Raw genomic sequence first — 26,679 nt, 5'->3', positions numbered from 1 at the left:
GTCCGTGCTTGCCCCCCATCCGCCCTTCGGGCACCTTCCCCCGCCGGCGGGGGAAGGACGCGGTTCAGGCCTGCGCCTGCTGCTCGCGGGCGATGGCACGCCAGCCGATATCGCTGCGCTGGAAGGCGCTGGGCCAGTGGATCGGCTGCAGGCCGGCGTAGGCGGTGCGCTGGGCGTCCTGCACGCTGTCGCCCAGGGCGGCCACGCACAGCACGCGGCCACCGGCGCTGATCACCTGCCCGTCGGCATTCAGCGCGGTGCCGGCATGGAAGACCTTGGCGCTGGCCGGCACCTGGTCCAGGCCGGTGATGATCTCGCCGGTGACCGGGCTTTCCGGATAGGGACTGGCGGCGATCACCACGCCCAGCGACGGACGCGGGTCCCACTGCGCTTGCGTGCGGTCGAGCTTGCCGTCGATGGCCGCGTTGAGCAGATCGACCAGGTCCGACTGCAGGCGCAGCATCACCGGCTGGGTTTCCGGGTCGCCGAAGCGCACGTTGAATTCGATCACCTTGGGCGCGCCATGCGCATCGATCATCAGCCCAGCGTAGAGAAAGCCGGTGAACGGCACACCGTCGGCGATCATGCCCTGCACGGTCGGCTCGACCACCTCGCGCATGACGCGCGCATGCACCTCGGGCGTGACCACCGGGGCCGGCGAATACGCACCCATGCCGCCGGTATTGGGGCCGGTGTCGCCATCGCCGACACGTTTGTGGTCCTGGCTGGTGGCCATCGGCAAGGCGTGGGTGCCGTCGACCATCGAGATGAAGCTGGCTTCTTCGCCATCGAGAAATTCTTCGATGACCACGCGTGCGCCGGCGTCGCCGAAGGCATTGCCGGAAAGCATGTCGCGCACCGCGTCTTCGGCTTCTGCCAAGGTCATCGCCACGATCACGCCCTTGCCGGCGGCCAGGCCATCGGCCTTGACCACGATCGGCGCGCCTTTTTCGCGCACATACGCAAGCGCCGCATCCACGTCCGTATGCACCGCGTAATACGCCGTGGGGATGCCGTGGCGTGCGAGGAAATCCTTGGCGAAGGCCTTGCTGCCCTCCAACTGCGCGGCTTTGGCGGTGGGTCCGAAGATGCGCAGGCCGGCGGCGTGGAAGCGGTCGACCACGCCCAGCACCAGCGGCACTTCCGGGCCGACCACGGTGAGCGCGACGGCTTCGCGCTGCGCCAGTGCCAGTAGGCCGTCGAGGTCATCGACCTTGATCGCGACATTGCGGCATTTGGCTTCGGTGGCAGTGCCGGCATTGCCCGGTGCCACCAGCACCTCGCTCACGTGCGCGGACTGCGCGATCTTCCAGGCCAGGGCATGTTCACGGCCGCCGGAGCCGATGACAAGGATTTTCAAGGGAGCTGCTCGCTAGTACGGGGGAAAGGGGGGGGCTACCTGCAGCCTTCGCGCTGCAGTGCGTTGGGAAATGGGTAAGTCCAGGTCTTGGGGTCGAGTGCGAACACGTGCGTCTTGTCGAGGGCAACCCCGCAATCGCTGCCGTGCTCGTGAACACGCAGCGGCCAGGTACGCGCCTGCGGCCTGCTGTTGTCCACGTCCAGCGCGAAATCCACATCGAAGGCCCCGGCAAGGCACTGCGCCTGCGTCTGGTCCGGCTCGCGCGCAGCGTCGTCGCAGGCCAGTGCACCGCTGTTGTCGATATGCGCACGCAGCGAGCCGGCATTGACCAGCCCCTTGGGGCCCGGCACGACCAGATCCTGCGATTGCAGCATCAGGCCCTGGCCCATCCAGAAACTGTGCACGGCAAAGCCGTAGAAGTCGCTGCCTAGCCGCAGCACGTCCACGCTGCCGGGATTGCCATCGCTGCCGAAGGTGTCGGACAGCTTTTCGGCCACCACCTTGAAGCCGTCGCCGTCGCCACGCAGCACGAAGAAATCGATCAGACCAGGGTTGCCGTGGCCGCCATCGCTGAGGTTGTGGCAGACCGCCAGCAGTTGCTGCACCTGTTCGCCCACCACGACCGGTTGTTCGGCGCAGACCTGGCTATCGGCCTTGAAACCGTCGGCTTCACCGCTCCATTGCGTGGCCAGGCCGGCCTTGGCACCGTAGCGCGTGCGCAAGAACCCATCTAGCCGCTCGGTGCGGCTCAGATGGGCGCTGTTGGCGGGCGCTGCAGGGGCCGCGGCAACCGGCGCCGCAGCCGGCGCAGGACTTTGCTTGCACGCGCTCAACAGTACGGCGGTCGCAATGAACGCGGCAAAACAACCCAAACGCTGCATCGACCTAGCCCTGTGTCGGTGACATCAATGCCGGAAGTGGCGCACGCCGGTGAACACCATCGCAATGCCGTGTTCGTCGGCGGCAGCGATCACTTCGCCATCGCGCATCGAGCCGCCCGGCTGGATCACCGCCTTGATGCCGGCCGCGGCCGCAGCGTCGATGCCGTCGCGGAACGGGAAGAACGCATCCGATGCCATCACCGAGCCGGCCACCGTGAGCTTGGCTTCTTCGGCCTTGAGCGCGGCGATCTTGGCGCTGACCACGCGGCTCATCTGCCCGGCGCCCACGCCAATGGTGCGGTTGTCCTTGGCATAGACAATGGCGTTGGATTTGACGTACTTGGCCACGCGCCAGGCGAACAGCAGATCGCCCAGTTCCGCCTCATTGGGTGCGCGCTGGGTGACCACGCTCAGTTCGCCCAGCGACATGCCGCGGTTGTCGGCCGATTGCATCAACAGGCCCGAGCCGATCCGCTTGGTGTCGTAGTTGTTGAGGCCATTGCCGTGCGGAATCTTGAGCACGCGCACGTTGGCCTTCTTGGTGGCGTATTCCAGCGCGCCGGCCTCGTAATCCGGCGCGATCAGCACTTCGACGAACTGGCGATCGAGGATGGCTTTGGCCGTTGCTGCATCGAGCGTCTTGTTGAAGGCCAGGATGCCGCCGAATGCGCTGGTCGGGTCGGTCGCGTAGGCCAGTTCGTAGGCATCGCCGCAGGCTGCGCCCACTGCCACACCGCAGGGATTGGCGTGCTTGACGATCACGCAGGCCGGCGCATCGAACTGGCGCACGCATTCCCACGCTGCATCGGCATCGGCCAGGTTGTTGTAGCTGAGCTCCTTGCCCTGCAGTTGCTGGAAGGTGGCCAGCGTGCCCGGCACCGGATACAGGTCGCGGTAGAACGCGCCGGACTGGTGCGGGTTCTCGCCGTAGCGCAGGTCCATCACCTTGATGAAGTTGGAATTGATCTGCGCCGGGAACGGGCTGCGCGTTGGCACGTTTTCGGTGCTGTCGGCCACTGCCGAGAGATAGTTGCTGATCGCCGCGTCGTACTGCGCCACGCGGTTGAATGCGGCCACGGAGAGCGCAAAGCGCTTGGCCGCCGACAGCTGGCCGTCGTTTGCTTCCAGTTCGGCCAGCAGGTCGGCGTACTGGGCCGGGTCGGTGGCCACTGCCACGCGGGCGAAGTTCTTGGCCGCGCTGCGCAGCATCGCGGGGCCGCCGATGTCGATGTTTTCCACCGCGTCGGCCAGCGTGCAATCGGCTTGGACCGTCACCGATTCGAACGGATACAGGTTCAGCACCAGCAGGTCGATCGGCACGATGCCGTGTTCGGCCATCACCGCTTCATCGACACCGGCGCGTCCCAGCAGGCCACCGTGCACCAGCGGGTGCAGGGTCTTGACGCGACCGTCCATCATTTCCGGGAAGCCAGTAAGGTCGGCGACGTCTTTCACTGGCAGGCCCGCCTCGCGGATCGCCTTGGCTGTGCCGCCGGTGGACAGCAGCTCGACGTTGCGCGCGACCAGCGCGCGGGCCAGGTCGATCAGGCCGGTCTTGTCGGAAACGGAGAGCAGGGCCCGGCGCACGGGTAGGAAATCAGAGGCCATCGGTGGGGGATGTCGTTGCGGAGCAGCCGATATTGTAGGCTGCGCCAGCGCTCGAATGGACTCAACACCCCGTATGGCTTCGATCTACGCATTGAAGGGACGCTTCCAGGCGCTGCTGCGGCCGATGGTGGGCGCGCTGTATCGCGGCGGCATCACCGCCAATCAGGTAACGCTTATCGCAGCGGCGGTGTCGCTGATGGCGGCGGCGGTCGTGTTGCGCGGCGGCCCCAGCTGGCCGCTGCTGTATCTGTTGCTGCCGGTGTGGATGCTGCTGCGCATGGCGCTCAATGCGGTGGACGGCATGCTGGCGCGCGAGTTCGGCCAGCAATCGCGGCTGGGCGCCTACCTCAACGAATTATGCGATGTGGTGGCCGACGCCGCGTTGTACTTGAGCCTGCTTGGCGTGCCCGGTGTGAGCGTGCACTGGCTATGGATCTTCGCGCTGTTGGCGGCGCTGACCGAATACGCCGGCGTGCTCGGCCTGATGGTCGGTGCCAGCCGCCGTTACGACGGGCCGATGGGCAAGAGCGACCGCGCCTTCGTCATCGGCGTGCTGGGTGTGGGCCTGGCCAGCGGGCTGCTGGGTGCGCGCGGGGTCACCTGGGCGGCCATTGCGCTGAGTCTGGCCTGCGTGGTCACGGTGTGGCGGCGGGTGCGGTCTGGCCTGGCCGAGGCGCCCGCAGGCGCCTAGTGGCACATCCTGCAGCAGCACCGCCGGGCGCGCTGCCTGCGGGGTGATCTTTGCGATTCAACCTCTTCGATTTTTTCAGGATGCTTCGATGCGCACAGTGCTAGAGCGCGAGTTCGTCAGTTTCGATGGTGCGCCGCTGTTTTACCGGCATTGGCCGCTGCACGATGCCGCTGCCACCGGCACGCCCAAGGCGGTGGTGTTGCTGCATCGCGGCCACGAGCACTCCGGCCGGGTGATGCATCTGGCCGAAGAGCTCGACATGCCCGACACGCAGTTCTTCGCCTGGGACGCACGCGGCAACGGTCGCTCGCCCGGCGTGCGCGGCGATGCGCCTGGCTTCGAGGCGTTGGTGCGCGATCTGGACAGTTTCATCGCGCATCTTCGCGCCACCCATGGCATCGCGGTGCAAGACATCGTGGTGATTGCGCAGAGTGTGGGCGCGGTGGTGGCCGCCACCTGGGTGCACGATTACGCCCCGCCGCTGCGCGCCCTGGTGCTGGCATCGCCGGCGTTCAGGGTGAAGTTGTACGTGCCTTTTGCGCGCGCCGGGCTGGCACTGCTGCATGCGCTGCGCGGTAACTTTTTCGTCAACAGTTACGTCAAGCCGCAATGGTTGACGCATGATCCGGCGCGCGTGGAAAGCTATCGCGCCGATCCGTTGATCACCCGCCCCATTTCGGTACGTGTGTTGCTTGGCCTGTCTGCAGCGGCCGATCGCGTGGTGGACGATGCGCAGGCGATCACCGTGCCGACCCAGTTGCTGGTCTCCGGCGCGGATTTTGTCGTGCATCGCGGTCCGCAGGACCGCTTCTATGAAAACCTGCGGTCGCCGATCAAACAGCGCCACTGGTTGCCTGGGTTCTTCCACGACACCCTGGGCGAGCGCGATCGTGCGATTGCGATCGCGCATATCCGCCAGTTCGTTCAAGCGCGTTTTGCACAGCCGCCGGTGCGTGCCGAGTTGCGCGATGCGCACCGCGCCGGGCCCAGTTTCGAAGAGGCCGAACGGCTGGCCTGGCCGCCGCAGCGCAACAGCCTGCAAGACCTGCGCTGGCGTGGCGTGCGTGCCGGCCTGCGCCTGGGCGGAAAGCTCTCCGAGGGCATCGCGCTTGGGCTGCAGACCGGCTTCGATTCGGGCAGTACGCTGGATTACATCTATCGCAATCAGGCGCGTGGCCGCGGGCCGCTGGGCCGCATGATCGACCGCACGTATCTCAATGCGATCGGCTGGCGCGGCATCCGCATCCGCGGCAACCATCTGGGCGAGTTGCTGCGCGATGCGACGTCACGCCTGCGTGGCGCCGGCAAGCCGGTGCGTGTGCTGGATGTCGCCGCCGGGCACGGGCGGTATGTCCTTGAAGCGTTGGGCAGCGGCGCGCAGCGTGCCGATGCGATCGTGCTACGTGATTTCAGCCCGCTCAACGTCACCCAGGGCACTGTCCTGATCCAGACGTTGGGCGCAGGGGACATCGCACGTTTCGAGCAGGGCGACGCGTTCGACCCGGCGGCGTTGGCGGCGGTGCAGCCGGCACCGACGTTGGCGGTGGTGTCCGGCCTGTACGAACTGTTTGCCGACAACGACCAGGTCGCGCGTTCGCTGGCCGGTCTTGCTGCAGCGGTGCAGCCGGGTGGCTACCTGCTCTACACCGGGCAGCCCTGGCATCCGCAGCTGGAATTCATTGCGCGCGCGCTGACCAGCCACCGCGAGGGCGTGGCCTGGGTGATGCGCCGGCGTAGCCAGCAGGAGATGGATGCGTTGGTTGAGGCGGCGGGTTTCCGCAAGGTGGCGCAACGCATCGATGCGTTCGGCATCTTCACCGTGTCGATGGCGCAACGGATCGACGCATGAGCCAAGCTGCGCGCCCGTTCGGCCGTGCCGCGCTCTGGCTGGCGTTGCTGGGGCCGTTTTTCTTCCTCAGCTACGGCTTGGCCAATACGCTGGCCGGGCGGGCAACGCAGGTGTCGTCGGTGGTGTTTGGCTGGGAACACGGCATGCCGTTCTGGCCGTGGACCATCGTGCCGTATTGGTCGATCGATCTGTTTTACGCAGTGTCGTTTTTTGTCTGCCGCAATCGCCGCGAGCTGGACACGCATGCATTGCGCCTGCTGAGTGCGCAGGTGATCTGTGTGGCGTGTTTCTTGCTGTGGCCGCTGCGCTACAGCTTCGTGCGGCCAGAGACCGATGGCGTGTTCGGCTGGTTGTTCGCGGTTCTGCTGGGTTTCGACAAACCCTTCAATCAGGCACCGTCGCTGCACATCGTGCTGTTGGTGGTGTTGTGGGTGCGCTATGCCCAGCATCTTTCCGGTGTCTGGCGCTGGCTGCTGCATGGTTGGTTCGCATTGATCGGCGTGTCGGTGCTGACCACGTATCAGCATCACTTTGTGGATATTCCCACCGGGCTCGCGGCGGGCTGGTTGTGCGTGTGGCTGTGGCCGGAGCGTATCGCTGCACCCTTCGCGCAGGCGCGGCTTGCCCACGACCCGCAGCGTTGGCGGTTGGCTGCGATGTATCTGGCCGGCGCGCTGGTCAGCGGCGCGCTTGCGCTGTGGAGCGGCGGCGCAGCGCTATGGTTGCTGTGGGTCACCCTGGCCGTCGTGCTGGTGAGTTTGAATTACGCGTTGCTGGGGCCGGGCGGGTTCCAGAAGCGCGGCGATGGGCGGTTGAGTCTTGCCGCGCGCTGGTTGTATGCGCCGTATCTGTTGGCGGCATGGTGCAACTCTCGGTTATGGACGCGCCGCGCCCCATCGCCGCGTGCGGTCTGCGATGACGTATGGTTGGGGCGGATTCCGTTACCCGGCCAACGCGATGAGATTGCCGCAGTCGTCGACGTCTCTGCAGAGTTGTCGTTGTACGCCGCACGTGCGCACGACCATGTGGTGCCGATGCTCGACCTGGTCGCAGCGTCGCCAGCGCAATTGCGCACCGCAGCGCAGGCGATTGAACAGGCGCGTGCGCACGGTCCGGCGCTGGTGTGTTGCGCACTGGGCTATTCGCGCAGTGCTGCCAGCGTTGTCGCCTGGCTGGTGCGCAGCGGCCGCGCTCAGGACGTGGATGCCGCCATTGCACAGCTACGTGCCGTGCAGCCGTCGATCGTGCTTCGGCATGCCCAGCGTGCGGCCATCATCGCGGCGTGCAGTGGTCACGATGACTGCACCGCTGTGCCCGAACGGAGAGCGCAATGAACACCTCCTCACTGACGCTTGCGACCATGCGCGCGGTATTGCGCCAAGGCGCACCGCTGGACCGCTTTTCACTCCTGCTGCTGGCAGCGGCGATTGCGTTGCTCGGTGTTGCCGAGGCGCCGCCATTGATTCAAGTGAGCTATGCCGCCAGCGCCATGGCAGGAGTCGTGCAACGCTATTGGGCATTCCGAGTGGGCCTGGATGCCGACTTGCTAGCGGCCACCATTGCGCATGTCGAGCGCCGGGGGAGCAGCGAGCAAGACGCCGCGCAACAGCTCGATGTGGCCATGCATGCCATTGCACTGGTGCCAGCGCTGCAACCCACGCGTGACTGGTCATCGCGCTGGACCGGCATGCGCCGGCTGCTGCGTTGGCAACTGGCAAGCGTGGTGGTGCAGCTGCTGCTGTTTGCTGCGGCGCTGGCACTCAGGATCTTCAGATGAGCAACGAACCCGGATCCGCTTCGCGCGACCCCCTGCAAGCCACGCCACCACAGCGGGCGCTGTGGCAACGGCTGCAGAGCTACCGCTTTGGCCAGAACGAAGCAGCGTTTGCGGCCTTCCTTCGGCGCGTGGCCAAGCAGGTACAGTGCAGCACCGCACAAGCGCAGGAACTGGTGGAGGAGTACCGGCGGTTTTGCTTTCTTGCCTGCACCGACACCCACGATGTCACGCCCAGCCCCTTGGTCGATCAGGTCTGGCATGTGCATCTGACCGACACGCGCGAGTACTGGCAGCAGTTCTGCCCGCAGGTGCTGCAAACCACCTTGCATCACCAACCCGGGCGTGGGGATGCTGGCGAACAGGCGCAGTTCCAGGCGCAATACCGGCAGACCTTGGAGCGTTATCGCATGCAGTTTGGCGAGCCGCCGGCGCAGTGGTGGCCTGCGGCGCGGCCGCAGCGGTCGACGGTGGATCTGCCGCAAGACGACACTGCCGAAGCCACGTTGCAGGCGTTGCGCGGCACGCCACAGCCGCAGCGTGGGGTGCCGCTTGCCGTCATCGGCTGGGCAATCGCCGCGCTGGCAGTGGGCATGGTCTGTCGCTCGGCCAATGGCGGGGCGCTGTCGCCGCTGCATTGGCGCGGTGACTATTTCCTGCCGCTGTTTATCGCGCTGATCGGTCTGGCCTGGTCGATTGCGGCATGGCTGCGACGGGTGCTGCGACGCGGTCGCAGCGCAGGATCATTGGATGCCAGCGAGCTTGCCTATCTGGGCGGCGGTGCCGATCGCGTGGCCGATCTGTGGTTTACCGAGCTGCTGGTGTGCAATGCCGTTTACCTGGAGCCTGACGCAACGGAGCCGGCACGCCGGTGGGTACGCTGTCATCAGCACAGTGCAGTTCCGCCCGCGCTGGAGCCGGCATTGCAGATGATGCGCACCACCGAAGATCCGGTGCTGGCCGTGCACGCGTTGCGCGCGCTGGCCGCATCGCTGGAGCAGCGCTTGATCGACAAGGGCGTGTGGCTGAGCCAGGCGCAGGCGTGGAAGGTGCGTCTGGCGTGTGCCATGCCCCTGGCGCTGGTGTGGGTGCTTGGCCTGTGCAAGCTGATGATCGGCGTGCAGGGCGACCACCCGGTCGGATATCTGCTGTGCCTGATGGTGCTGACAACGCTGTTGGTGCTGGGCTTTGCGCTGGCGCGCGCGCGGCGCACGCTCAGCGGCCAGACGCGCCTGGACGCGCTGCGTCAGACACAGCGGCGCGGTGCCGCGCGTCCTGGCGAGCTGGTGGCGCTGTATGGCACCGCGGCGCTGATCGGAACGGCCTGGGCGGACTATCACAGCCTGCGTGCACCCCATGGTCATGCCGGTGGCAGTGGCAGCAGCTGCGGCGGCGGGGGAGGCGGCGACAGCGGTTGCGGCGGTGGCGGTGATGGCGGCGGCAGCGATGGTGGTGGTGGCTGCGGCGGATGTGGCGGAGGAGGCGACTGATGCACCACCGACAGCAACAGCCACGGCTGCATTGGACGCGCGTCTTGCGCGGGCGTGGCGCCACGCCGAATGGGGTGTCGTGGGTGAGCGGTGCGTTTGCGGCCCTGGCGGGGCTGATGTTCTACATCGGGCTGAGCGCGCCTGCGCGCGAAGGAGGCATGCCACTGCTGCTGGCCGTGCTCGGGCTGCAGGGGCGGCGGCGGTGCAACCGCGTGGATGGCGTGCTGGCGCCTCAGGCGCGCATGGTCGCGCGCGTGGGTGAGGTCTCTCACCGTGCGCCCGATGGCCTGTCCGATGTGCTGGTCTGCGCGGGCCTGGGCTATGGACTGCAGGCGGGCCTGCCGTGGGCTGCGCAATTGGGGTGGGCCGCAGCGCTGTGCTGTGTGGCCAGCGCGTATACGCGCATGCTGGGCCTGGCCTGCGGTCCACCAGAGCCGCGCCAGGGGCCGATGCGGCGCGTGCAACGCATGCAATGGTTATCGCTGGCAGGCGCGCTGGCCTTGCCGCTGCAATGGATGGGCCAGTCGCGTCTGGCGGCCTGGCGGCTGATCGAAGCACTCGCGGTGCTGATCGCCGATGCGTTGCTGACGGTAGCGGTACGACCGCGCACGATCGTGCGCACCTTGGAGCAGAGATGATTGCCCGTTTGATCGCGCGTGCCTGCAGCGGCGCTATCCGTACCTTGACCGGCGCACGCGCGTTGTGGCGCGGCTGTGCGCCGTCCAACGAGCGCCGCGTGTACTACGGCAACCACGCCAGCCACGGCGATTTCGTGCTGATCTGGTCGTCGTTGCCGGCCAGCCTGCGACACGAAGTGCGCCCGGTGGCCGCGGCCGACTACTGGCAGCGCTCCGCACTGCGGCGCTACCTTATCCACGCCGTCTTCAATGGCGTGCTGATCGAACGCGACCCCGCCCAGCGCACGCGTGACCCGATCCAATGCTTGTGCGATGCGGTGGATGCGGGCGATTCGTTGATCCTGTTTCCCGAAGGCACGCGCAATCCGGACGAGGGCGTTTTGCCGTTCAAGAGCGGGCTGTATCACCTGGCGCGGCAACGCCCGGAACTGGAGTTCGTGCCGGTGTGGATCGATAACCTCAAGCGCGTGATGCCCAAGGGCAAGTGGTTACCGTTGCCGCTGCTGTGCACCACTACCTTCGGTGCGCCGTTGCGGTTGGATGCCGACGAAACCAAAGACGCATTTCTGGCGCGTGCGCGCGAGGCACTGCTTGCGTTGTCGCCGGATCAGCTGGAGGCGCGCGCATGAGCCTATATCTCTACAGCGGGCAGCTGCAGCAGTCGTCGATGCATCAGCAGACGCTGTGGTTGTTCAGCGGTATTGCGCTGGTGCTCATCATCGCCACCGCCATCGCCGAAACACTGCGCTGGCGCGCGCGCGAACGGCCGAGCGCGGTGCTGGACAACCTGGTCGCACGCATCCGCGCGTGGTGGGTGATGGCCGCAGTGGTCGGCATTGCCTTCGTGTTCGGGCGTGCCGGCGTCATTGGCTTGTTCGCGCTGGTGTCGTTGTTCGCGTTGCGCGAGTTCATCACCTTGACCCCAACGCGGCGCGGCGATTACTACGCGCTGCTGGCCGCGTTTTACATTGTGTTGCCGTGGCAGTACGGCTTGGTGTGGACCGGTTGGTACGGCATGTACACGTTGCTGATTCCGGTCTACGCGTTCTTGGTGCTGCCCATCCTGGCCACCATCGGCGGCGACACCACGCGTTATCTGGAACGCACCGCCAAAGTGCAGTGGGGCCTGATGATCTGCGTGTTCTGCATCTCGCATGTGCCGGCCTTGTTGAATCTGGAAATTCCCGGCTACGCCGGGCGCAACCTGCTGTTGATCGCGTTCCTGGTGATCGTGGTGCAGTCGTCGGACGTGCTGCAGTACGTGTGGGGCAAGTTGGCCGGCCGCCATCTGATCGCGCCGAAACTGTCGCCATCCAAAACGGTGGAAGGCTTCATCGGTGGCGTGTTGTCGGCCAGCCTGCTCGGCATGGCGCTGTGGTGGATCACCCCGTTCGCGCCGTGGCATGCCTTCGGCCTGGCGTTGGTGGCCAATCTGATGGGCTTTTTCGGCGGGCTGGTGATGTCGGCGATCAAGCGCGATCGCGGCATCAAGGACTGGGGCCACATGATCGAAGGCCATGGCGGCGTGCTGGATCGGCTGGACTCGGTCTGCTTCGCCGCCCCGGTGTTCTTCCATCTGATCCGCTATGGCTGGGCGTAAGCGTGTGACCTAGTGCGACGTAAGGCTGGCAACGGCACCGCGCATCGGGCCGATATGCGGCCGGAGCTGCCGTCAGGCCCTGGATCGTCGCGCCAGCCATCGAAGCGATCGACCCGTTCGACTCTGCGTTTGGCCCTCCGACCCTCCGAACGTCCGATCAGGCAGCAGGTTGCAGAGGATTTTCTAATGCTCGCAGCGTGCTGTCCGTCCGCTGCGCTGCTTGCGTCGTGCTACACGCGTTGCCGAACGTCGGTCTTCGCGCCGCGCCATCCTCGGCATGATGAGAAGTGCGAACGGTGCACTGTCTGAAGACGTCGATGGATCACAGGCCGTCACCAACGCGCTTCTCATTCAATGGTTCACACGTTGCAACGGCGCGTTGTCATGGCGTTGCATTTTCAGTACGCGGCGATGTCGCTGCCAGATATGATCTGCGCGCGAAACGGTTCGACCCTCGGAAGCTGCGTTGACGAAAATAATCCGGAACCGATCGCAGATTGATTAAAAAAGCCGATATTCGCAGGTATAGCCCGTCCCGGATCTTCGGGAATGCGCACCTGTCTTCTGCTGTGGCGACGGTTGCCGAGCACGGCTGATCGACGATCTGGACTCGCCGATCCGTTTACTCAACCTGTTCAACGGTAACGACGCTTTCGGCGAGGCGTCCATTCGCTGTTTGTTGCAACGGCTGTCGCGCAGGAGCCAGCCTTGCCATCACTCCCCGCTGCGTCTTGCCGTCACGGCCGTCCATGACCCTGCGATTCAAGCAAGACACCGCAGCGCGCGTGCGCCTTGTGGCGTTCGTCGATGACCAACCGTCGCAGTGCCGGTACTGCCCTTGCCAATGGGCCGATCCGTCTCGCCCTCACGGCGGGACGATCCGCACCCGTTCGTCGGCCAGGGCATGCATGCCGGTTTGCGCAGCTGCTTGGAACATTCCTATGAGATCACCCTTATGAATCGCGAAAAAGTCTTGGCATTGCGCACCTGCACGAACAACATGTCCGATCATTGCGGACTGATCTGGCCACAATCAGGCATCGTCGAATGTCGGCACTGGCAACCCAGCATCAAACAGGAAAACGGTTTGACCGGCCTGTTGTGGGGTCAGGGCACTAATGCGCATCTAAACATGCATGCCGACGCGCATTGGGTCGTCTGCATGGTGGACACCGCCGACATCATCTGGCTGGGCGAAGAGGGAATGATCAAGTTTCCCAGGGCCGAGGTGGTCTATGCAGGTACCCGTGCCGGCGCCTTGCAGTGCATCGCTGCCGGCATCGCGCAGCATGCGCCGTCCCAACCGGAGTTGCCGGTAACGACGGTCATCGCTGCGGATTTCATTCCCAGGGCAGCGCAGGCGCAATTCACTGCACCGGTGGTTGATAGCGGCGCGCATTCCACCGCGCCACTACCGGCAGCGACCAACAGCACCGACCCACAGGCCGCACAAGCTTCAACTGCGATCTTGCGCACACGCGAAATCGCCACCTATGGCAGCACGCTCACTGGCGCCGATCAGAGCCAGCTGATTGCAGGCTATGGAAGCACTGAAACCGCAGGGAACGGCAGCGAGTTGATCGCCGGCTATGGCAGCACCGGCGTGGCCGGATCCGACAGCACCATCGTGGCCGGCTACGGCAGTTCCCAGACCGCAGGAGGGGGCAGCACACTGACGGCCGGCTATGGCAGCACCCAGACCGCGCGCCATGGCAGCGATCTGACCGCAGGTTACGGCAGCACGGAAACTGCGGGTGCAGACAGCTCGCTGATTGCCGGCTACGGCAGCACGCAAACCTCCGGTGGCGACAGCTCGTTGACTGCCGGTTACGGCAGCACCCAGACCGCGCAGAACGGCAGCGACCTCACCGCAGGCTACGGCAGCACCAGCACGGCGGGCACCGACAGCTCGCTGATCGCCGGCTACGGCAGCACCCAGACTTCGGGCGGAGAAAGCTCGTTGACAGCCGGCTATGGCAGCACGCAGACCGCGCAGGACGGCAGTGACCTGACCGCCGGCTACGGCAGCACCGGCACCGCAGGTGCCGACAGCTCCCTGATTGCCGGTTATGGCAGTACGCAGACCTCGGGCAACGACAGCTCGCTCACGGCAGGCTACGGCAGCACGCAAACCGCCCGCACCGGCAGCGACCTCACGGCCGGCTACGGCAGTACCTCCACGGCCGGCGCGGACAGCACGCTGATCGCCGGTTATGGCAGCACCCAGACCTCCGGCGGCGACAGTTCGCTCACCGCCGGCTACGGCAGCACGCAGACCGCGCGCAAGGGCAGCGATCTGACCGCCGGCTATGGCAGTACTTCGACGGCGGGTGGCGACAGCACCTTGATCGCTGGCTATGGCAGCACACAGACTTCCGGTGGTGCAAGTTCGCTCACCGCCGGCTATGGCAGCACGCAAACGGCGCGCAGTGGCAGCGACCTGACTACCGGGTATGGCAGCACCTCCACTGCCGGTGCCGACAGCACGCTGATTGCCGGCTACGGCAGTACGCAGACTTCAGGTGGCGACAGCTCACTCACCGCCGGTTATGGGAGTACGCAAACCGCGCGCAAGGGCAGCGACCTCACCACCGGGTATGGCAGTACCTCGACGGCGGGTGCCGACAGCACCTTGATTGCCGGTTATGGGAGTACGCAGACCTCCGGGGGCGACAGTTCCCTGACCGCCGGCTATGGCAGCACCCAGACCGCGCGCAAGGGTAGCGACCTCACTGCGGGTTACGGCAGCACCTCGACCGCCGGTTCGGACAGTTCCCTGATCGCCGGCTATGGCAGTACGCAGACGGCTGGCTTCAAAAGCATCCTGACCACCGGCTACGGCAGCACCCAGACCGCGCAGGAGGGCAGCCTGCTCACCGCCGGCTATGGCAGTTCGTCCACCGCCGGTTCCGACAGCTCGCTGATCGCCGGCTACGGCAGCACGCAGACGGCCGGCTTCAAGAGCATCCTCACCGCCGGCTACGGCAGCACGCAAACCGCGCAGGAGCGCAGCACGCTCACCACCGGTTACGGCAGCACCTCGACGGCAGGGCATGACAGTACGCTGATTGCCGGCTACGGCAGTACGCAGACGGCCGGTTACAAGAGCATTCTCACCACCGGCTATGGCAGTACCCAGACCGCGCAGGAAGGCAGTTCGCTGATCGCCGGCTACGGCAGTTCCTCCATGGCCGGCCCGGACAGTTCGCTGATCGCAGGGTATGGCAGTACCCAGACCGCCGGCTACGACAGCTCGTTGACCGCCGGTTACGGCAGCACCCAGACCGCGCAGAGCAGCAGCTGGTTGATCACCGGTTACGGCAGTACCTCCACCGCCAGCTTCCAGAGCTCGTTGATTGCCGGCTATGGCAGCACGCAGACGGCCGGTTATGAGAGCACCCTGACCGCCGGATACGGCAGCACCCAGACGGCGCAGGAAATCAGCTGGCTCACCACCGGCTACGGCAGTACGCAAACCGCCGGCCATGGCAGCATCCTGACCGCTGGTTACGGCAGCAATTCCACCGCCGGTTACGAAAGTACCCTGATCGCCGGCTATGGCAGCACCCAGACCGCCGGTTACGAAAGCACCCTGACGGCCGGTTACGGCAGCACGCTGACCGCGCTGGAAAACAGCTCGCTCACCGCCGGCTATGGCAGCACCGAAATTGCCGGATTCTCCAGCACGCTGATTGCCGGCTACGGCAGCAGCCAGACCGCCGGTGGCGACAGCACGCTGACGGCGGGCTATGGCAGCACCCTGACCGCGCAGGACAACAGCTCGCTGACCGCCGGTTACGGCAGCACCGAGACCGCCGGGCAGGACAGCTCGTTGATTGCCGGCTATGGCAGCAGCTTGACCAGTGGCGTGCGCAGCTATCTGACGGCCGGCTATGGCAGCAATCAGATCGCCAGCTATGGCAGCTCGTTGATCGCAGGACACGAAAGTACCCAGATTGCGGGGCATCGCAGCATGCTGATTGCCGGCAAGCTGAGTTCGCAGACGGCCGGCTCGCGCAGCACGCTGATCGCCGGCATGGGCAGTGTCCAGACCGCAGGCGACCGCAGCAAGCTGATCGCTGGCGCCGACAGTACCCAGATCGCTGGCGATCGCAGTAAGTTGCTCGCCGGCAGCAACAGCTTCCTCACCGCCGGGGACCGTAGCAGACTCACCGCAGGCGACGACTGCACGCTGATGGCAGGCGACCGCAGCAAGTTGACCGCCGGAAAGAACAGCATCCTGACTGCGGGCGCCAACAGCCGGTTGATCGGTAGTCTGGGGTCAACCCTGACCGGTGGCGAAGACTCGGTGCTGATCTTCCGATGCTGGGATGGCAAGCGCTATACCAACATCATTGCCAAGACCGGAGAGGAGGGCGTCGAGGCCGACACCGCGTATCAGGTCGACGAGGACAGGAACTTGGTCGAAAAATTCGACGATCCGTTCGACACGATCGCCACCATCGTGCTGGAGCCTGGCAGCGTGCCGGCTTCCGTTGCCGATCACGCAGCGGTCACGCAATTACCAAACTGAGCAATGCAGGTTGCGCAGGCGATCGGCGTTGCCGTTCCAGAGTTGCGGCCAACCGCCAGACATACGGCGGTTGGCCCAGGTCAGATGAGGTCGGGCACCCGATTCGGGCACGAAGGATGCTGCGCAGATCCTGCCGACAGGCGTGGCATCAAGCGGGAGCGCCTCGTGCAGCGCTACCGGGCATCAGCACGCAGAACATTCCACAGGACGGTAGGAGGATCGGCGATCGGCCGCTTCACCTGGCTAAACGTGCCAGCCCAGCGCGTTGCCAGCCTGCACGCAATAACACGATCACCAATCCCCGATCCCGATTCCCGGGCTTAGGTCAGTCCGTACTCTTTGAGCTTCTTGCGCAAGGTCGCCCGGTGGATGCCCAGCATCGCCGCGGCGCGGCTCTGGTTACCTTCGCAGTGGTTGAGCACTTCGACGAACAACGGGATTTCCATCTCGCGCAGCACGATTTCGTAAACGTCGTCCGCGTCGCTGCCGTCCAGGTCGCGCAGATAACGGCGAACGGACTGGGCCACGTGCTCGCGCAGAGGCGACTTCGGGGCGCCACGACTGGAGTCAGGACGAGAGGGGGCTGCGTTCAAAGGAGGTTCCCAGTGTCTCGAAGCCGGGACGCGTGGCCGGCGAGGGGGAGTGAGTCTAGCGCGTGACCTCATTGCTCGCCACGCCCATGTGGCGGTTGCGTCTGCTCAGCGGAAATCGAAACTGAAGGCAGCCGTGCTCGCGGCAGGTTCGCGCACGCGAAATGCCACCTGCACCGCCTGGCCCGGCGCCAGCGTGTCCTGCGCAGCCGGCGACTGGCCCAGATAGTCCTGTGGCGACAAGATGCGGGTGCCGATCACCCGGCCGTCGGCATCGGACAGCGACAGCTGCAGCCACGGCCAGGCCTGCGCCCAACGTGCGTCGTTGCGGAAGCTGGCCTGGATCTGCAACACCCCGGCCACGCCCGGCATCGGGCGCACGTCGCGATTGAGCAGGGTCAGCGCTTCCGGCTCGCGCCAGTCCGGCAATGTGCAGCGCGCCAGCGTGCAGGCCGCGCCGACCAGCGGCCGCCAGCGCGGGTTGGCGGCCAAGTGCGCGCGGTCGGCGATGACGATCTGCAACCCGAGCAATGCCACCAGCCCGGCCAACAGCGCCCACTGGCGCCCACTGGCACGCAGCCGCGGCCTGGCGACGCCGCGCCGCGCAAAGGTTGGTGCGGCCAAGGAAGGAACGGGCAGAGGCTGGAAGTACGGAGTGGAGACGTCGTCGGCAGCGAGGCGGGCATCGGCCTGCGCATCGTCGTCTGCCGCTGTGCTGCTTGCGGCGCGCTCGGCGGCTGCCAGCTCGGGATGGCTGGATGGACGATCTGCGTGCGACGGGGTGTCGGTCGTGCCAGCCGTGGCTGGCGCACGTAGCGCACGTTGCTGTGCTGCGTTCCCGATGTCCCGCGCCGGCGGCGGATGTCGGTCCGAGAATTCCGCAACCGATGCCTCGGTGGCGGCGTCGGCTGGGGCCGCGCCGTGATCTACAGGCATCGCGTCCGCGGCGGCCGGCGCTGAGCGCTGCGTCTCGACCATCGGCGCGGCTGCTGGTGCGATCCCCGTGGCAGCTGTGACCGCGGTGTCGGCCGCGGGCAATCGCGTCTCGCCCGATCCTGCCGTCTGCACGCCCTGGTGACCGGGCGTGCCCGCTGCGCTCTGCGGCGACGCCGCCACAGCTGCGGGAGGCGATGGCACGCGCGGCCCTGGCGACGCGTCCATCTCTGGCGCTGGTGCTGCCGGCAACGCCGAGCCCGGGGCCGGTGGCACCTGCTCCGACGACTCCGCGGGCGGAACCGCGGGCGTCGGAATCAGCGGCGAAGCGGCCGGCGTCGCGCGCAAGAACGTGGCCAGGGGGCGGCGTGGTGGCGGAGTCTCGGACATCGGCAGGCGTGCAGCGGGAAGACCCCTATTCAACCACGCGCACGTCGAAGGGCGAACCCATGCCAACGGCGATGTGGTCGACCCGCAGGGCGCACGCAATCAGGTGTTCGCACCCGATCCCAGCGGTAATGGCGTCATCTGCGTCAGCGCTGACGCCGAGCGCATCGCAGCGTGCATGTCATCGCCAAGACAGCGCATAACCCGTCCCAGGCAAGCGAATACGCCCGGCTCGGCCAAAGAGCAGCGAGCCGCGACGGGTGCAACCCCGCCTTGGAAAATCAGCGCCAGTCGCGTCAGTCGCGTCAGCGCGTCGAATCTCGAATCCCGACTCACCGCCTGCGCCGTGTCTTTCCCTCAGCCAGCAACAGATCCAGCAGGCCGCTGCGCTGGCGCGGTGCCAGGGTGTCGAAGCGCATCAGCAGCACGCGTTGCTGGTCATCCAGGCGGCGGTATTGCGCTGGTTCTTCGGCAATGACCGAGACCGGCGGGCCGAACACGCGGTCGCCGCGGCCGGTGGCCAGGTATTCGAACGCCATGCCGCTGCGCTTGGCCAGGCCGATCAGGTTCTCCACCGATGGGGCGGTGCCTTCGGCCATCTCCCACTGCGCCACGGCACTACGGGTGACCCCCAGCTCGCCGGCGAGGGCTTCCTGGGTCAGCTTGGTGAGGCTGCGGGCTTCGCGTACTCGTTCGTACAGCTTGCTCACACGGCACCGTTGGAAAGCAGGAAGGGCCGGGAGATATAGCCCTAGCAGTGCTTTGAGATAGTTCGTATGTCTTTCATATCGCACTATGTTTGCGATACTGTCGTGCAGCCAATGATGACCAGATCACAGCGAACTCAAGGAGGATGTTCATGGTCGAACCTGCCGGTCCGCAATCGGACCCACGCGCGCGCAGCGCGCGCCCACCCACCGCGCCGGCCCATGCGCCGTGGCCTGCGCATTCGCCAGTGGACCCTGCGGCGAATCGCTTTCGGGGTGCGGCCAGGTATCAGATCTGGCGGCGCGGCGCCGAGTGGACCGCCGTTGCCGATGGTCCGCAGTGGTCAGCCGCACTGGCGCCACGCATCTGGGCGTTGCGAGAGCGGTACTGGTGGCTGCTGGCGGTGAGTGCGCCGATGGTTGCCGTCGCCGGCGCAGTGGCGCTTGCCGGTGCACAGGCATGGTCGCCGGTGGCCTGGGCGCTGCTGCTGGTGGCTGAGGTGGTGCTGCGGGTTTGCGTGGCCTGGCGGGCCGGGCAGTGGCGCACGGCGGCGCTGCAGCGCACCGGCTGGCAGCCGGTAACCCGGCTGCGGGCGATCAGTCGTGCCGATGCGGTGACCACTGCACAGATCCGCGCCAGCCAGCCGCCGCGTTAGCCACACAGGCTAACGCGGCGGCTGGCTGGCGCGGCCGCTGCTTGGAATCGGCATGCACCACGCGTAACACTGCGGGCCTGAGCGCACCGTCCGCGCCCACCTAACGGCTGCTCGCTCTGTGTTATTAGCCCGCTACACGCCGGATGCCGCGCGGCGCACGCCTTCGATGCGCATCCATTCGTCGTCGCGTTCGCAGCGCAGTTGCTCGAACCAGGGGGCGTAACGTTCCAGCAATTCGTCTTCCTGGCCGTGCAAGATGCCCGACAGCGCAATCCGTCCGCCAGGGACCACGCGCGCGGCCAGGGTATCGGCCAGGGTGTCCAGTGCCGATGCCAGGATGTTGGCCACCACCACCTGGTAGGTCTGCACCGGTTCGTCCTGCGGCATGTATACCGCCAACTGCGCTTCCAGATGGTTACGTTGCGCGTTGTCGGCGGTGGCCAACAGCGCCTGCGGGTCGTAGTCCACGCCGACCGCGCGGATGGCGCCCAGCTTAAGCGCGGCGATCGCAAGAATACCCGAACCACAGCCGAAATCGAGCACGCTGCGGCCTTGCAGCTCACCGCTGACGGCCAGGCTGTCCAGCCAGCGCAGGCACAGCGCCGTGGTCTGATGCGTGCCCGACCCATAGGCCAGACCCGGATCCAGCCGCACCACGGCAGCGTCCGGGGCGTTGGCAGCCTCAGGCAGATCTTGATTCCACGGCACGATAAAGGTGCGCGCGCCGAACTGCATCGGTTTGAACAGGTCTATCCAGGCGCGGATCCAGTCGCTGTCTTCGACCATGCGAAATCCCACCTGGCTCCAGTCCAGGCCCGGATCGAAGGCTTCCAGTGCCGCCAGCACCACCAATGCATCGCTGGCGCCATCGAACAGCGCGGTCATGGTCAGTCGGTCCCACAGCGGCATTTCGCCCACGCCGGGTTCGAGCAGCGCGCGCTCGTTGCTGGTATCGGCATCGGCATCGAGCATGGTCACCGCCAGTGCGCCGACGTCGTCCAGTGCATTCTGGAAACGGGGCAGGGTGACCTCGGAGCAGGAAAGGGTCAGTTCAAGAAACGGCATCGTGTCGGTCGGGCAATTCGAAAGCACGCATCGTAGACCATTCGTGCCGGCATGCCTGCCGCTGTGCGGGTCACCGTGGTCGCTGGCGCCATCGGCTCCGGCGGGTTCGTCATCCATGCGTGCGGCGGACGGCACGACTTTTCCTGATGAAGAGCGATTCGCTGCTCGGCAGCTTGCGCGTTGCTGGCGATTGGATGATTGCCCGTTGTGACGCTCTGCCTACGACGCACAATGCCGTTGAAGTGCATGCCCTGCGGATAACGGTGGGTGCAATGCTGCCGCGCCTGAGATTGAAGCCGGTGAGCTGCTGCGCAATCGAACGAGGGCTTGCTTGCCTTCAGTGGTGAAGCAGGGCAGCTGCACCTTTCGCGAATGCGCGCAAACGCCTCGGTAGGCAGCTGCATCGCAGCCAGCTGTGCTGGCTCGATGCATGCGGTCCGATGCTCTCGCCCACACCGCGACTGCGCTGCAATCCCGCAACGCAACGTCGGGCACGTGATGTCGCCAAACGGCGGACTCGGCCCACCAGACATCGCTTCGGAATGTGCTGCCGCCGGATGCCGAACCCGCGAAGGTCAACCCGACAACGCGCAACCGATCCACCAGCGCATCCAACCACAAGAGCGGCTACCAAAATGTCGCGAGCAGTCGTCAGGTGGGCGTGGACGGCGCGCTCGGAACCGCAATGTACGGGTGGTACATGCACGATTCCGAGCACCGGCCGCGCCTGCCTGACGGTGAGCGCAGTCGGTGTGTTAGCTGCTCTACGCCATCAAGCAACCGACCGACCAATCAAGACCAGCGCCACCAGCGGCGCAGCCCACAGCGCAACCAAATCGTTGCAGCGCGCCACTCACCTGCATTCTGCGCGGCTCATCTACATGTCTGGCCCTTTCTTCCATAACCTGCGCTGGCAGCGTCCGCTTGGCGGCGGCTGTGGGTGTGGGCGGGTGCTAGACTCCGCGCCATCGCTGCGGGTGTTTCCGCAGCAGGGTCGTCGCTCTTCATGCCGCTTGCTCGTGCCCGCCATCTCTGGCTGCTGCTCGCTCCCGCTGCGCTTGCGGCGGCCGCGTGGTGGCATGTGCGCGCACACCCTGCCGAGCATGCTGCTGGCCGGGCGGCGCCGGTTGCCGCGCACGTGACGCAGGTCGGCGCCACCGCACCGCAGCCGCGCGCGGTGAAAGAGCACGGTACGGCGCTACGGCTGTCGTACCGCGATGCGGTGGAAGCGCAACCGGATTTGTATCGCTACGCGCAGCAATTGCAGCAGCAGGTGCGCGCCGGCGATGCACAGGCCGGATGGCGGTTGAGCCGTGTCTACGATTACTGCGCGCCCTATGCAGCCAGCCCGTCCGGCTATGCCGCCGATAGTGCATGGATCGCCGCGCAACACACCCCAGGTGTCGTGGCGATGCATGCTGCGCGCGAGCGCGTGGCGCAGCGCTGCGCCGGCTTTGCTCCCACCGACGGGCTGAGCCCGCGCGTGGTCGCGCAGCAACGCCAGGCCGCGGCGCGCGCCGGCAGCCTGGCCGCCGAGGCCGCCATGCTGGCGCTAGGCGAACCGTTGCACGCATCGCCCGGCTACAAGCGCACGCTGGTGCAACGTGTGCTGGCCTCGCGCGATCCCGAGGCCTATCTGGCCCTGGCCCCGGCGATGGGCGCGCGCGCCAGCGGCGACGATAGCCTGCAAGGCTACGTGGCCGGCGATCAATTCGCCGAGCTGGCTTGGCAAGTGGCCGCATGCCGGCTGGGGCTGGATTGCAGCGCCGACAGCACCTTGGTCACCAGTTATTGCGCCAACGCGGGCATTTGCTCGCGCGATAGCGCACAGGATTTTGTGTCGTTCGTATTCGATGCCGCGGTGCCGCGGCAAGGAGCAGACAGGGTGGATGAGATGGTCGATACATTGGTCTCCGATCCGGGAGCGCAGTCATGAATTACCGTCGATTGGTGCATGGCGCCAAGTTCTGGCTATGGGTTGCGCTGTTCGTGGCGTATTCGGCGGCGGCAGTGAGCATCGTCATGATCGATACTGCCGATCACCGCTACCAACCGCTGTCGGTGAAGTCCACCAGCGTCACCGCCGACGAGCAGCAGCGACGACATGGCGCAAGCCAGGTCGCTGCGGTGTACCGCGCCAGCAGCGCCATGCCGTTTTCCACCTTGCCTGCCGGCTCGACCTTCCAGGTGGTGTGGCCGGATGGCTCCACCGAAACCATGACGGTGGTCGACCCGTCGTCGGCCAGCGGCATCGTGCCGGTGCCGGGCAGCCAGCAGGCGCCTGCGCCGCGGCGGTGAGTGGTGCAGTCGGTTCCGCGCCGACACGACTGTCGGCGCTGTATCTGCGTTTGCTTGCCACCCGAGCCGAGCACCGCAACATAACGAAAAAGCCCGGTTTCCCGGGCTTTTTCTGCGTTGGTGCAATGGCAAGCGCGATCAGGTCAACGCAATCGACTTGTTCTTGCGCTCGGCCAGGCGCTTTTCCAGATAGTGGATGTTTTGCCCACCGGCCTGGAAGCCCTTGTCGCGCATGATGCGCTGCTGCAGCGGGATGTTGGTCTTGATGCCGTCCACCACCATTTCGCTCAGCGCCACGCGCATGCGCGCGATTGCGGTTTCGCGATCCGGCCCATGCACGATCAGCTTGCCGATCATCGAGTCGTAGTTCGGCGGCACCTTGTAGCCGGCGTAGATGTGCGTATCCACACGCACGCCCGGGCCGCCCGGCGGATGGAAGGCAGTGATCAAGCCGGGATTGGGCATGAAGGTTTCCGGGTCCTCGGCGTTGATGCGGCATTCGATCGCATGCCCGCGCAGCACGATGTCGCTTTGCTTGATGCTGAGCTTGTGGCCGGCTGCGATGCGCAGCTGTTCGCACACCAGGTCGATACCGGTGATGCGCTCGGTCACCGGGTGCTCCACCTGGATGCGCGTGTTCATTTCGATGAAGTAGAAACTCCCGTTCTCGAACAGGAATTCGAAGGTGCCGGCACCGCGGTAGCCGATGCGGATGCAGGCATCCACGCAGACCTTGCCGATCTGGTTGCGCAGCTCTTCGGTAATGCCCGGTGCCGGCGCTTCTTCCACCACTTTCTGATGGCGACGCTGCATCGAACAATCGCGTTCGCCCAGATGGATCGCACTGCCCTGGCCGTCGGCAAGGACCTGGATTTCCACGTGGCGCGGATTTTCCAGGAACTTCTCCATGTAGACCTGATCGTTGCTGAAAGCGGCCTTGGCTTCGGACTTGGTGGTTTCGATCGCAGCCTTCAATGCCGCTTCCGAATGCACCACGCGCATGCCGCGTCCGCCGCCGCCGCCGGCGGCCTTGATGATCACCGGGTAGCCGATCTCGCGGGCGATCTTGGTGTTGGCGACGATGTCATCGCCCAGCGGGCCGCCCGAGCCGGGCACGCACGGCACGCCGGCGGCCTTCATCGCGCGAATCGCTTCGACCTTGTCGCCCATCAGGCGGATGGTGTCGGCCTTGGGGCCGATGAAGATGAAGCCGGATTGCTCCACGCGCTCGGCAAAATCGGCGTTTTCCGACAGGAAGCCGTAGCCCGGGTGGATGGCCTGCGCATCGGTGACCTCGGCTGCGGCGATCAACGCCGGGATGTTGAGGTAACTATCGCTGGAGGCCGCTGGGCCGATACAGACCGACTCATCGGCCATGGCCACGTGCTTGAGGTTACGGTCGACCGTGGAATGCACCGCGACCGTGCGGATGCCGAGCGTGTGGCACGCGCGCAGGATGCGCAGCGCGATTTCACCTCGGTTGGCGATGACGACTTTATCGAGCATGGGAATAGGGAGTCGAGAATGGGGAATGGGGAGAAGCGGGCGTCATGGTGCGGCTCCACGTCTGCGTAAGGCATGCATCAATGCGGTGAGCTTGGCGAAGACCTGGTCGACCTGCTGGCTGACGATGTCTTCGTCTTCGGTGTTGCTATAGCCAAGTCGTACGGCGATCTTGACCTGCGTATCCAGTTCGGAGAGCGGGCCGCGCGCAATCGAAAGAAACCGCGCGTCATCGGGAGTTGAGCGCCGCGCCGCACCCTCGGCGCTATTCGACGGGACGCTGACGGCCGCACGGCGCAGTTGCGCCGTCAGGCCGTAGCGTTCCTGCTCGGGAAAAACCTCGGTGAACCGGTAGATCATTTCCACAAGCTCCATAGAATCGCGCCAGGCCTCCAGGCGTTCATGAGGCCGCTTTGCCGATTCCCGATTCTCCACTCCCGATCCCCGCCGCTCAGCCAATCACAAACAGCGGCTGATCGAATTCCACCGGCTGGCCGGTTTCGCCGAGGATGGCGACGATGGTGCCGGCAGCGTCGGCTTCGATGGGGTTGAACATCTTCATCGCTTCGATGATCGCCAGGGTGTCGCCGACCTTGACCTGCTGGCCCACCGTGACGAAGGCCGGTTTGTCGGGCGAGGGCGAGGTGTAGAACGTGCCGACCATCGGCGCGCGCAGCACGTGGCCTTCCGGCAATGCGGCCGCCTGCTTGGCGCCGCCGGTGGACGCTTCGGTCGGCGACTGCATCGGCATGGTGGCCGCAGCCGGCGCCTGCGTGGCGGGGGCCGGCGCGTACTGTTGCACCGGAGCGCTCATCATCGCCGTGCCCTTGGGCACGCGCGCCAGGCGCACGCTTTCTTCGCCTTCCTTGATCTCGATTTCGGCGAGATTGGATTCTTCAAGCAGGTCGATCAGTTTCTTGATTTTGCGGAGATCCATAAGGGCCTCTGGAAGTGAAACGGTGGGGAGTGCCGGCGGATGCCGGCGGGAATGGGGTCAGGACGCCGGCGCGCTGGCCGAGGTCGGTGCTGCGGGTGTCATGCGTCGCGCTCCAGGCGCGCGATCACCGCTTCCAGCGCCAGCCGGTAGCTGTCTGCGCCGAAGCCGCAGATCACCCCGTCGGCCTTGTCGCTGAGATAGCTGTGGTGCCGGAACGGCTCGCGCGCATGCGGGTTGGACAGATGGATCTCCACGAACGGCAGGCCCACGCCCAGCAGCGCGTCGCGCAGCGCCACCGAGGTATGGGTGAAGGCCGCCGGGTTGATCAGGATGTAGGCGGTGCCGTCCTCGCGGGCGGCGTGGATGCGCTCCACCAGCACGTGCTCGGCATTGGACTGCAGGCAGTCCAGTACGTGCCCGGCGGCTTGCGCGCGGTCCACCAGGGCTGCATCGATCTGCGCCAGCGTGGTACGCCCGTAGACCTCCGGCTCGCGGGTGCCGAGCAGGTTGAGGTTGGGGCCGTGCAGCAGCAGCAGATGGGCCATGGGATCCAGCGGAGCGGAAAGGCCAGAAGTCTGCGCGATGTCGCCGATGCTGTCCAGTTCGACGAACTTAGGTCTGTTTAAAACAAGCGTTTTAAATTTTGAATGGTTTTGGTAGGGGCCAACGGCGGCGGGCATGCGCGCGCAGAAGGTCATAGTGCCGGCTGCCAAAGACGCCACGCCGATGCGAGCGGAGCGGGTGGGTTGCCGTGCTCATCCGCTGCGCAGCGGTGACGCCCGCGCCGCCAGATGCACCGGTGCCGGCGCGGCAACGCCGGACTCGCTGCTGTCTGCATCCTCCCCTGTCGGGCGTCAGAATGTTGTGCCGTTGGCAGCAGTTCGGGAAGTGCCGGCTTCCCCGCAGCCGGAGGGCACTTAAGGTGACGCCGCAACATGCGGCGACGCGCGTTTCGCGTGGCGATCTGGGCATCAACAACGCGGCCCCGGGCCGACAAGGTCGCGCGCCAAATGGGGTGCAAGTAGCGCGATCGAACCCATCGACTGCCATGTTCCATGCAACTGCCTGCGGTGCAGTGCGCCTCCGCTGTCCCCGTTGGCGCGCATCGCAGGCATGAGGTGTATCGAATGGGCGACTCACCAACAGACTGCCGCAGCGCATCCTCGCCGAGGGTGCTA

Annotated in this window: 23 protein-coding genes and 2 other RNA genes; 13 read left to right on the top strand and 12 right to left on the bottom strand. The window is 66.0% G+C overall.

Annotation, left to right across the window (positions count from 1 at the left end; genetic code table 11):
* Positions 1-64: 64 nt before the first annotated feature.
* From purD to purH, 3 genes are read right to left on the bottom strand one after another with little or no spacing between them, the layout of a single operon-like run.
* Positions 65-1,360, bottom strand: coding sequence for a phosphoribosylamine--glycine ligase (gene purD, locus XpruCFBP8353_RS09040; RefSeq protein ID WP_101362912.1), 1,296 nt, complete (start codon positions 1,358-1,360; stop codon positions 65-67).
* Between the two features lie 35 nt (positions 1,361-1,395).
* Positions 1,396-2,241 carry a hypothetical protein gene (locus XpruCFBP8353_RS09035; RefSeq protein WP_101362911.1) on the bottom strand — a complete coding sequence of 282 codons (846 nt, stop codon included), beginning with the start codon at positions 2,239-2,241 and terminating at the stop codon, positions 1,396-1,398.
* Positions 2,242-2,265: 24 nt separating this feature from the next.
* The gene (gene purH / locus XpruCFBP8353_RS09030) at positions 2,266-3,849 is read right to left on the bottom strand and encodes a bifunctional phosphoribosylaminoimidazolecarboxamide formyltransferase/IMP cyclohydrolase (RefSeq protein WP_101362910.1); all 1,584 of its coding nucleotides are present in this window, start codon (positions 3,847-3,849) and stop codon (positions 2,266-2,268) included.
* A gap of 73 nt (positions 3,850-3,922) precedes the next feature.
* Between purH and XpruCFBP8353_RS09025 the strand changes: the two genes are divergently transcribed.
* From XpruCFBP8353_RS09025 to XpruCFBP8353_RS08985, 9 genes are all read left to right on the top strand, one after another.
* Entirely contained in the window at positions 3,923-4,540 is a 618-nt protein-coding gene (locus XpruCFBP8353_RS09025) for a CDP-alcohol phosphatidyltransferase family protein (protein WP_101362909.1), read from the top strand.
* Positions 4,541-4,628: 88 nt separating this feature from the next.
* Positions 4,629-6,389, top strand: coding sequence for a bifunctional alpha/beta hydrolase/class I SAM-dependent methyltransferase (locus tag XpruCFBP8353_RS09020; RefSeq protein ID WP_101362908.1), 1,761 nt, complete (start codon positions 4,629-4,631; stop codon positions 6,387-6,389).
* A complete protein-coding gene (locus XpruCFBP8353_RS09015) occupies positions 6,386-7,723 on the top strand; it encodes a phosphatase PAP2/dual specificity phosphatase family protein (RefSeq protein WP_101362907.1) in 1,338 nt (445 codons plus the stop codon). Before XpruCFBP8353_RS09020 ends, XpruCFBP8353_RS09015 begins: the two co-directional genes overlap by 4 nt.
* The gene (locus XpruCFBP8353_RS09010) at positions 7,720-8,166 is read left to right on the top strand and encodes a hypothetical protein (RefSeq protein WP_101362906.1); all 447 of its coding nucleotides are present in this window, start codon (positions 7,720-7,722) and stop codon (positions 8,164-8,166) included. The genes XpruCFBP8353_RS09015 and XpruCFBP8353_RS09010 overlap by 4 nt, the downstream gene beginning before the upstream one ends.
* A complete protein-coding gene (locus XpruCFBP8353_RS09005) occupies positions 8,163-9,653 on the top strand; it encodes a TIGR04222 domain-containing membrane protein (RefSeq protein ID WP_101362905.1) in 1,491 nt (496 codons plus the stop codon). Before XpruCFBP8353_RS09010 ends, XpruCFBP8353_RS09005 begins: the two co-directional genes overlap by 4 nt.
* On the top strand, positions 9,653-10,291 hold the full coding sequence (locus XpruCFBP8353_RS09000) for a CDP-alcohol phosphatidyltransferase family protein (protein WP_162300991.1): 639 nt from the start codon (positions 9,653-9,655) through the stop codon (positions 10,289-10,291). Before XpruCFBP8353_RS09005 ends, XpruCFBP8353_RS09000 begins: the two co-directional genes overlap by 1 nt.
* Positions 10,288-10,920 carry a lysophospholipid acyltransferase family protein gene (locus tag XpruCFBP8353_RS08995; RefSeq protein WP_101362903.1) on the top strand — a complete coding sequence of 211 codons (633 nt, stop codon included), beginning with the start codon at positions 10,288-10,290 and terminating at the stop codon, positions 10,918-10,920. The genes XpruCFBP8353_RS09000 and XpruCFBP8353_RS08995 overlap by 4 nt, the downstream gene beginning before the upstream one ends.
* On the top strand, positions 10,917-11,891 hold the full coding sequence (locus XpruCFBP8353_RS08990) for a phosphatidate cytidylyltransferase (protein ID WP_162300990.1): 975 nt from the start codon (positions 10,917-10,919) through the stop codon (positions 11,889-11,891). Before XpruCFBP8353_RS08995 ends, XpruCFBP8353_RS08990 begins: the two co-directional genes overlap by 4 nt.
* A gap of 955 nt (positions 11,892-12,846) precedes the next feature.
* On the top strand, positions 12,847-16,425 hold the full coding sequence (locus tag XpruCFBP8353_RS08985; RefSeq protein WP_101362902.1) for a beta strand repeat-containing protein: 3,579 nt from the start codon (positions 12,847-12,849) through the stop codon (positions 16,423-16,425).
* Between the two features lie 320 nt (positions 16,426-16,745).
* Here XpruCFBP8353_RS08985 and fis read toward each other — a convergent pair whose 3' ends face one another.
* The 3 genes from fis to XpruCFBP8353_RS08970 form a co-directional block, all read right to left on the bottom strand.
* Complete coding sequence (fis, locus tag XpruCFBP8353_RS08980; RefSeq protein WP_011035757.1) at positions 16,746-17,018, bottom strand: DNA-binding transcriptional regulator Fis; 273 nt, start codon at positions 17,016-17,018, stop codon at positions 16,746-16,748.
* A gap of 105 nt (positions 17,019-17,123) precedes the next feature.
* The gene (locus tag XpruCFBP8353_RS08975; protein ID WP_207759607.1) at positions 17,124-18,338 is read right to left on the bottom strand and encodes a DUF3426 domain-containing protein; all 1,215 of its coding nucleotides are present in this window, start codon (positions 18,336-18,338) and stop codon (positions 17,124-17,126) included.
* A 329-nt stretch (positions 18,339-18,667) separates the two neighbouring features.
* Entirely contained in the window at positions 18,668-19,045 is a 378-nt protein-coding gene (locus XpruCFBP8353_RS08970) for a helix-turn-helix domain-containing protein (RefSeq protein ID WP_101362901.1), read from the bottom strand.
* Positions 19,046-19,188: 143 nt separating this feature from the next.
* Here XpruCFBP8353_RS08970 and XpruCFBP8353_RS08965 point away from each other — a divergent pair, with 143 nt between their 5' ends.
* Together XpruCFBP8353_RS08965 and XpruCFBP8353_RS08960 are read left to right on the top strand one after the other, a co-directional pair.
* Positions 19,189-19,698, top strand: coding sequence for a hypothetical protein (locus XpruCFBP8353_RS08965; RefSeq protein ID WP_101362900.1), 510 nt, complete (start codon positions 19,189-19,191; stop codon positions 19,696-19,698).
* Between the two features lie 52 nt (positions 19,699-19,750).
* A non-coding RNA gene (locus XpruCFBP8353_RS08960) (sX9 sRNA) lies at positions 19,751-19,828 on the top strand.
* Positions 19,829-19,830: 2 nt separating this feature from the next.
* Here XpruCFBP8353_RS08960 and prmA read toward each other — a convergent pair.
* Both prmA and XpruCFBP8353_RS08950 read right to left on the bottom strand, forming a co-directional pair.
* A complete protein-coding gene (gene prmA / locus XpruCFBP8353_RS08955) occupies positions 19,831-20,763 on the bottom strand; it encodes a 50S ribosomal protein L11 methyltransferase (protein ID WP_101363096.1) in 933 nt (310 codons plus the stop codon).
* 625 nt (positions 20,764-21,388) lie between these two features.
* Positions 21,389-21,465: non-coding RNA, sX9 sRNA (locus XpruCFBP8353_RS08950), on the bottom strand.
* Between the two features lie 304 nt (positions 21,466-21,769).
* On the opposite strand from XpruCFBP8353_RS08950, the gene XpruCFBP8353_RS08945 reads away from it, so the two are divergent.
* Both XpruCFBP8353_RS08945 and XpruCFBP8353_RS08940 read left to right on the top strand, forming a co-directional pair.
* Positions 21,770-22,699 (top strand): hypothetical protein, encoded by a 930-nt coding sequence (locus tag XpruCFBP8353_RS08945; RefSeq protein ID WP_101362899.1) that lies wholly within the window; start codon positions 21,770-21,772, stop codon positions 22,697-22,699.
* Positions 22,696-23,061, top strand: a complete 366-nt coding sequence (locus XpruCFBP8353_RS08940) for a hypothetical protein (protein WP_007967928.1) — start codon at positions 22,696-22,698, stop codon at positions 23,059-23,061. The genes XpruCFBP8353_RS08945 and XpruCFBP8353_RS08940 overlap by 4 nt, the downstream gene beginning before the upstream one ends.
* Positions 23,062-23,199: 138 nt before the next feature.
* On the opposite strand, the gene accC is transcribed toward XpruCFBP8353_RS08940, so the two are convergent.
* From accC to aroQ, 4 genes are all read right to left on the bottom strand, one after another.
* Complete coding sequence (accC, locus tag XpruCFBP8353_RS08935) at positions 23,200-24,567, bottom strand: acetyl-CoA carboxylase biotin carboxylase subunit (protein WP_101362898.1); 1,368 nt, start codon at positions 24,565-24,567, stop codon at positions 23,200-23,202.
* A gap of 42 nt (positions 24,568-24,609) precedes the next feature.
* A complete protein-coding gene (locus XpruCFBP8353_RS08930) occupies positions 24,610-24,939 on the bottom strand; it encodes a four helix bundle protein (RefSeq protein WP_243391093.1) in 330 nt (109 codons plus the stop codon).
* Positions 24,940-25,015: 76 nt separating this feature from the next.
* On the bottom strand, positions 25,016-25,501 hold the full coding sequence (accB, locus tag XpruCFBP8353_RS08925) for an acetyl-CoA carboxylase biotin carboxyl carrier protein (protein WP_101362896.1): 486 nt from the start codon (positions 25,499-25,501) through the stop codon (positions 25,016-25,018).
* 98 nt (positions 25,502-25,599) lie between these two features.
* Positions 25,600-26,046 carry a type II 3-dehydroquinate dehydratase gene (gene aroQ, locus XpruCFBP8353_RS08920; RefSeq protein ID WP_042821192.1) on the bottom strand — a complete coding sequence of 149 codons (447 nt, stop codon included), beginning with the start codon at positions 26,044-26,046 and terminating at the stop codon, positions 25,600-25,602.
* Between the last annotated feature and the right edge of the window lie 633 nt (positions 26,047-26,679).

It is taken from the genome of Xanthomonas prunicola (assembly GCF_002846205.1).
Lineage (GTDB): Bacteria > Pseudomonadota > Gammaproteobacteria > Xanthomonadales > Xanthomonadaceae > Xanthomonas > Xanthomonas prunicola.
Note: the sequence above shows the minus strand (reverse complement) of the source record. Positions and strands in the feature narration are given on the sequence as shown.

Coding starts and splice junctions, on each gene's coding strand:
- XpruCFBP8353_RS09035 (WP_101362911.1), bottom strand. CDS start 2,241: ATGCAGCGTTTGGGTTGTTTTGCCGCGTTCATTGCGACCGCCGTACTG.
- purH (WP_101362910.1), bottom strand. CDS start 3,849: ATGGCCTCTGATTTCCTACCCGTGCGCCGGGCCCTGCTCTCCGTTTCC.
- XpruCFBP8353_RS09025 (WP_101362909.1), top strand. CDS start 3,923: ATGGCTTCGATCTACGCATTGAAGGGACGCTTCCAGGCGCTGCTGCGG.
- XpruCFBP8353_RS09020 (WP_101362908.1), top strand. CDS start 4,629: ATGCGCACAGTGCTAGAGCGCGAGTTCGTCAGTTTCGATGGTGCGCCG.
- XpruCFBP8353_RS09015 (WP_101362907.1), top strand. CDS start 6,386: ATGAGCCAAGCTGCGCGCCCGTTCGGCCGTGCCGCGCTCTGGCTGGCG.
- XpruCFBP8353_RS09010 (WP_101362906.1), top strand. CDS start 7,720: ATGAACACCTCCTCACTGACGCTTGCGACCATGCGCGCGGTATTGCGC.
- XpruCFBP8353_RS09005 (WP_101362905.1), top strand. CDS start 8,163: ATGAGCAACGAACCCGGATCCGCTTCGCGCGACCCCCTGCAAGCCACG.
- XpruCFBP8353_RS09000 (WP_162300991.1), top strand. CDS start 9,653: ATGCACCACCGACAGCAACAGCCACGGCTGCATTGGACGCGCGTCTTG.
- XpruCFBP8353_RS08995 (WP_101362903.1), top strand. CDS start 10,288: ATGATTGCCCGTTTGATCGCGCGTGCCTGCAGCGGCGCTATCCGTACC.
- XpruCFBP8353_RS08990 (WP_162300990.1), top strand. CDS start 10,917: ATGAGCCTATATCTCTACAGCGGGCAGCTGCAGCAGTCGTCGATGCAT.
- XpruCFBP8353_RS08985 (WP_101362902.1), top strand. CDS start 12,847: ATGAATCGCGAAAAAGTCTTGGCATTGCGCACCTGCACGAACAACATG.
- XpruCFBP8353_RS08975 (WP_207759607.1), bottom strand. CDS start 18,338: ATGTCCGAGACTCCGCCACCACGCCGCCCCCTGGCCACGTTCTTGCGC.
- XpruCFBP8353_RS08965 (WP_101362900.1), top strand. CDS start 19,189: ATGTTCATGGTCGAACCTGCCGGTCCGCAATCGGACCCACGCGCGCGC.
- prmA (WP_101363096.1), bottom strand. CDS start 20,763: ATGCCGTTTCTTGAACTGACCCTTTCCTGCTCCGAGGTCACCCTGCCC.
- XpruCFBP8353_RS08945 (WP_101362899.1), top strand. CDS start 21,770: ATGCCGCTTGCTCGTGCCCGCCATCTCTGGCTGCTGCTCGCTCCCGCT.
- XpruCFBP8353_RS08940 (WP_007967928.1), top strand. CDS start 22,696: ATGAATTACCGTCGATTGGTGCATGGCGCCAAGTTCTGGCTATGGGTT.
- accC (WP_101362898.1), bottom strand. CDS start 24,567: ATGCTCGATAAAGTCGTCATCGCCAACCGAGGTGAAATCGCGCTGCGC.
- XpruCFBP8353_RS08930 (WP_243391093.1), bottom strand. CDS start 24,939: ATGGAGCTTGTGGAAATGATCTACCGGTTCACCGAGGTTTTTCCCGAG.
- accB (WP_101362896.1), bottom strand. CDS start 25,501: ATGGATCTCCGCAAAATCAAGAAACTGATCGACCTGCTTGAAGAATCC.
- aroQ (WP_042821192.1), bottom strand. CDS start 26,046: ATGGCCCATCTGCTGCTGCTGCACGGCCCCAACCTCAACCTGCTCGGC.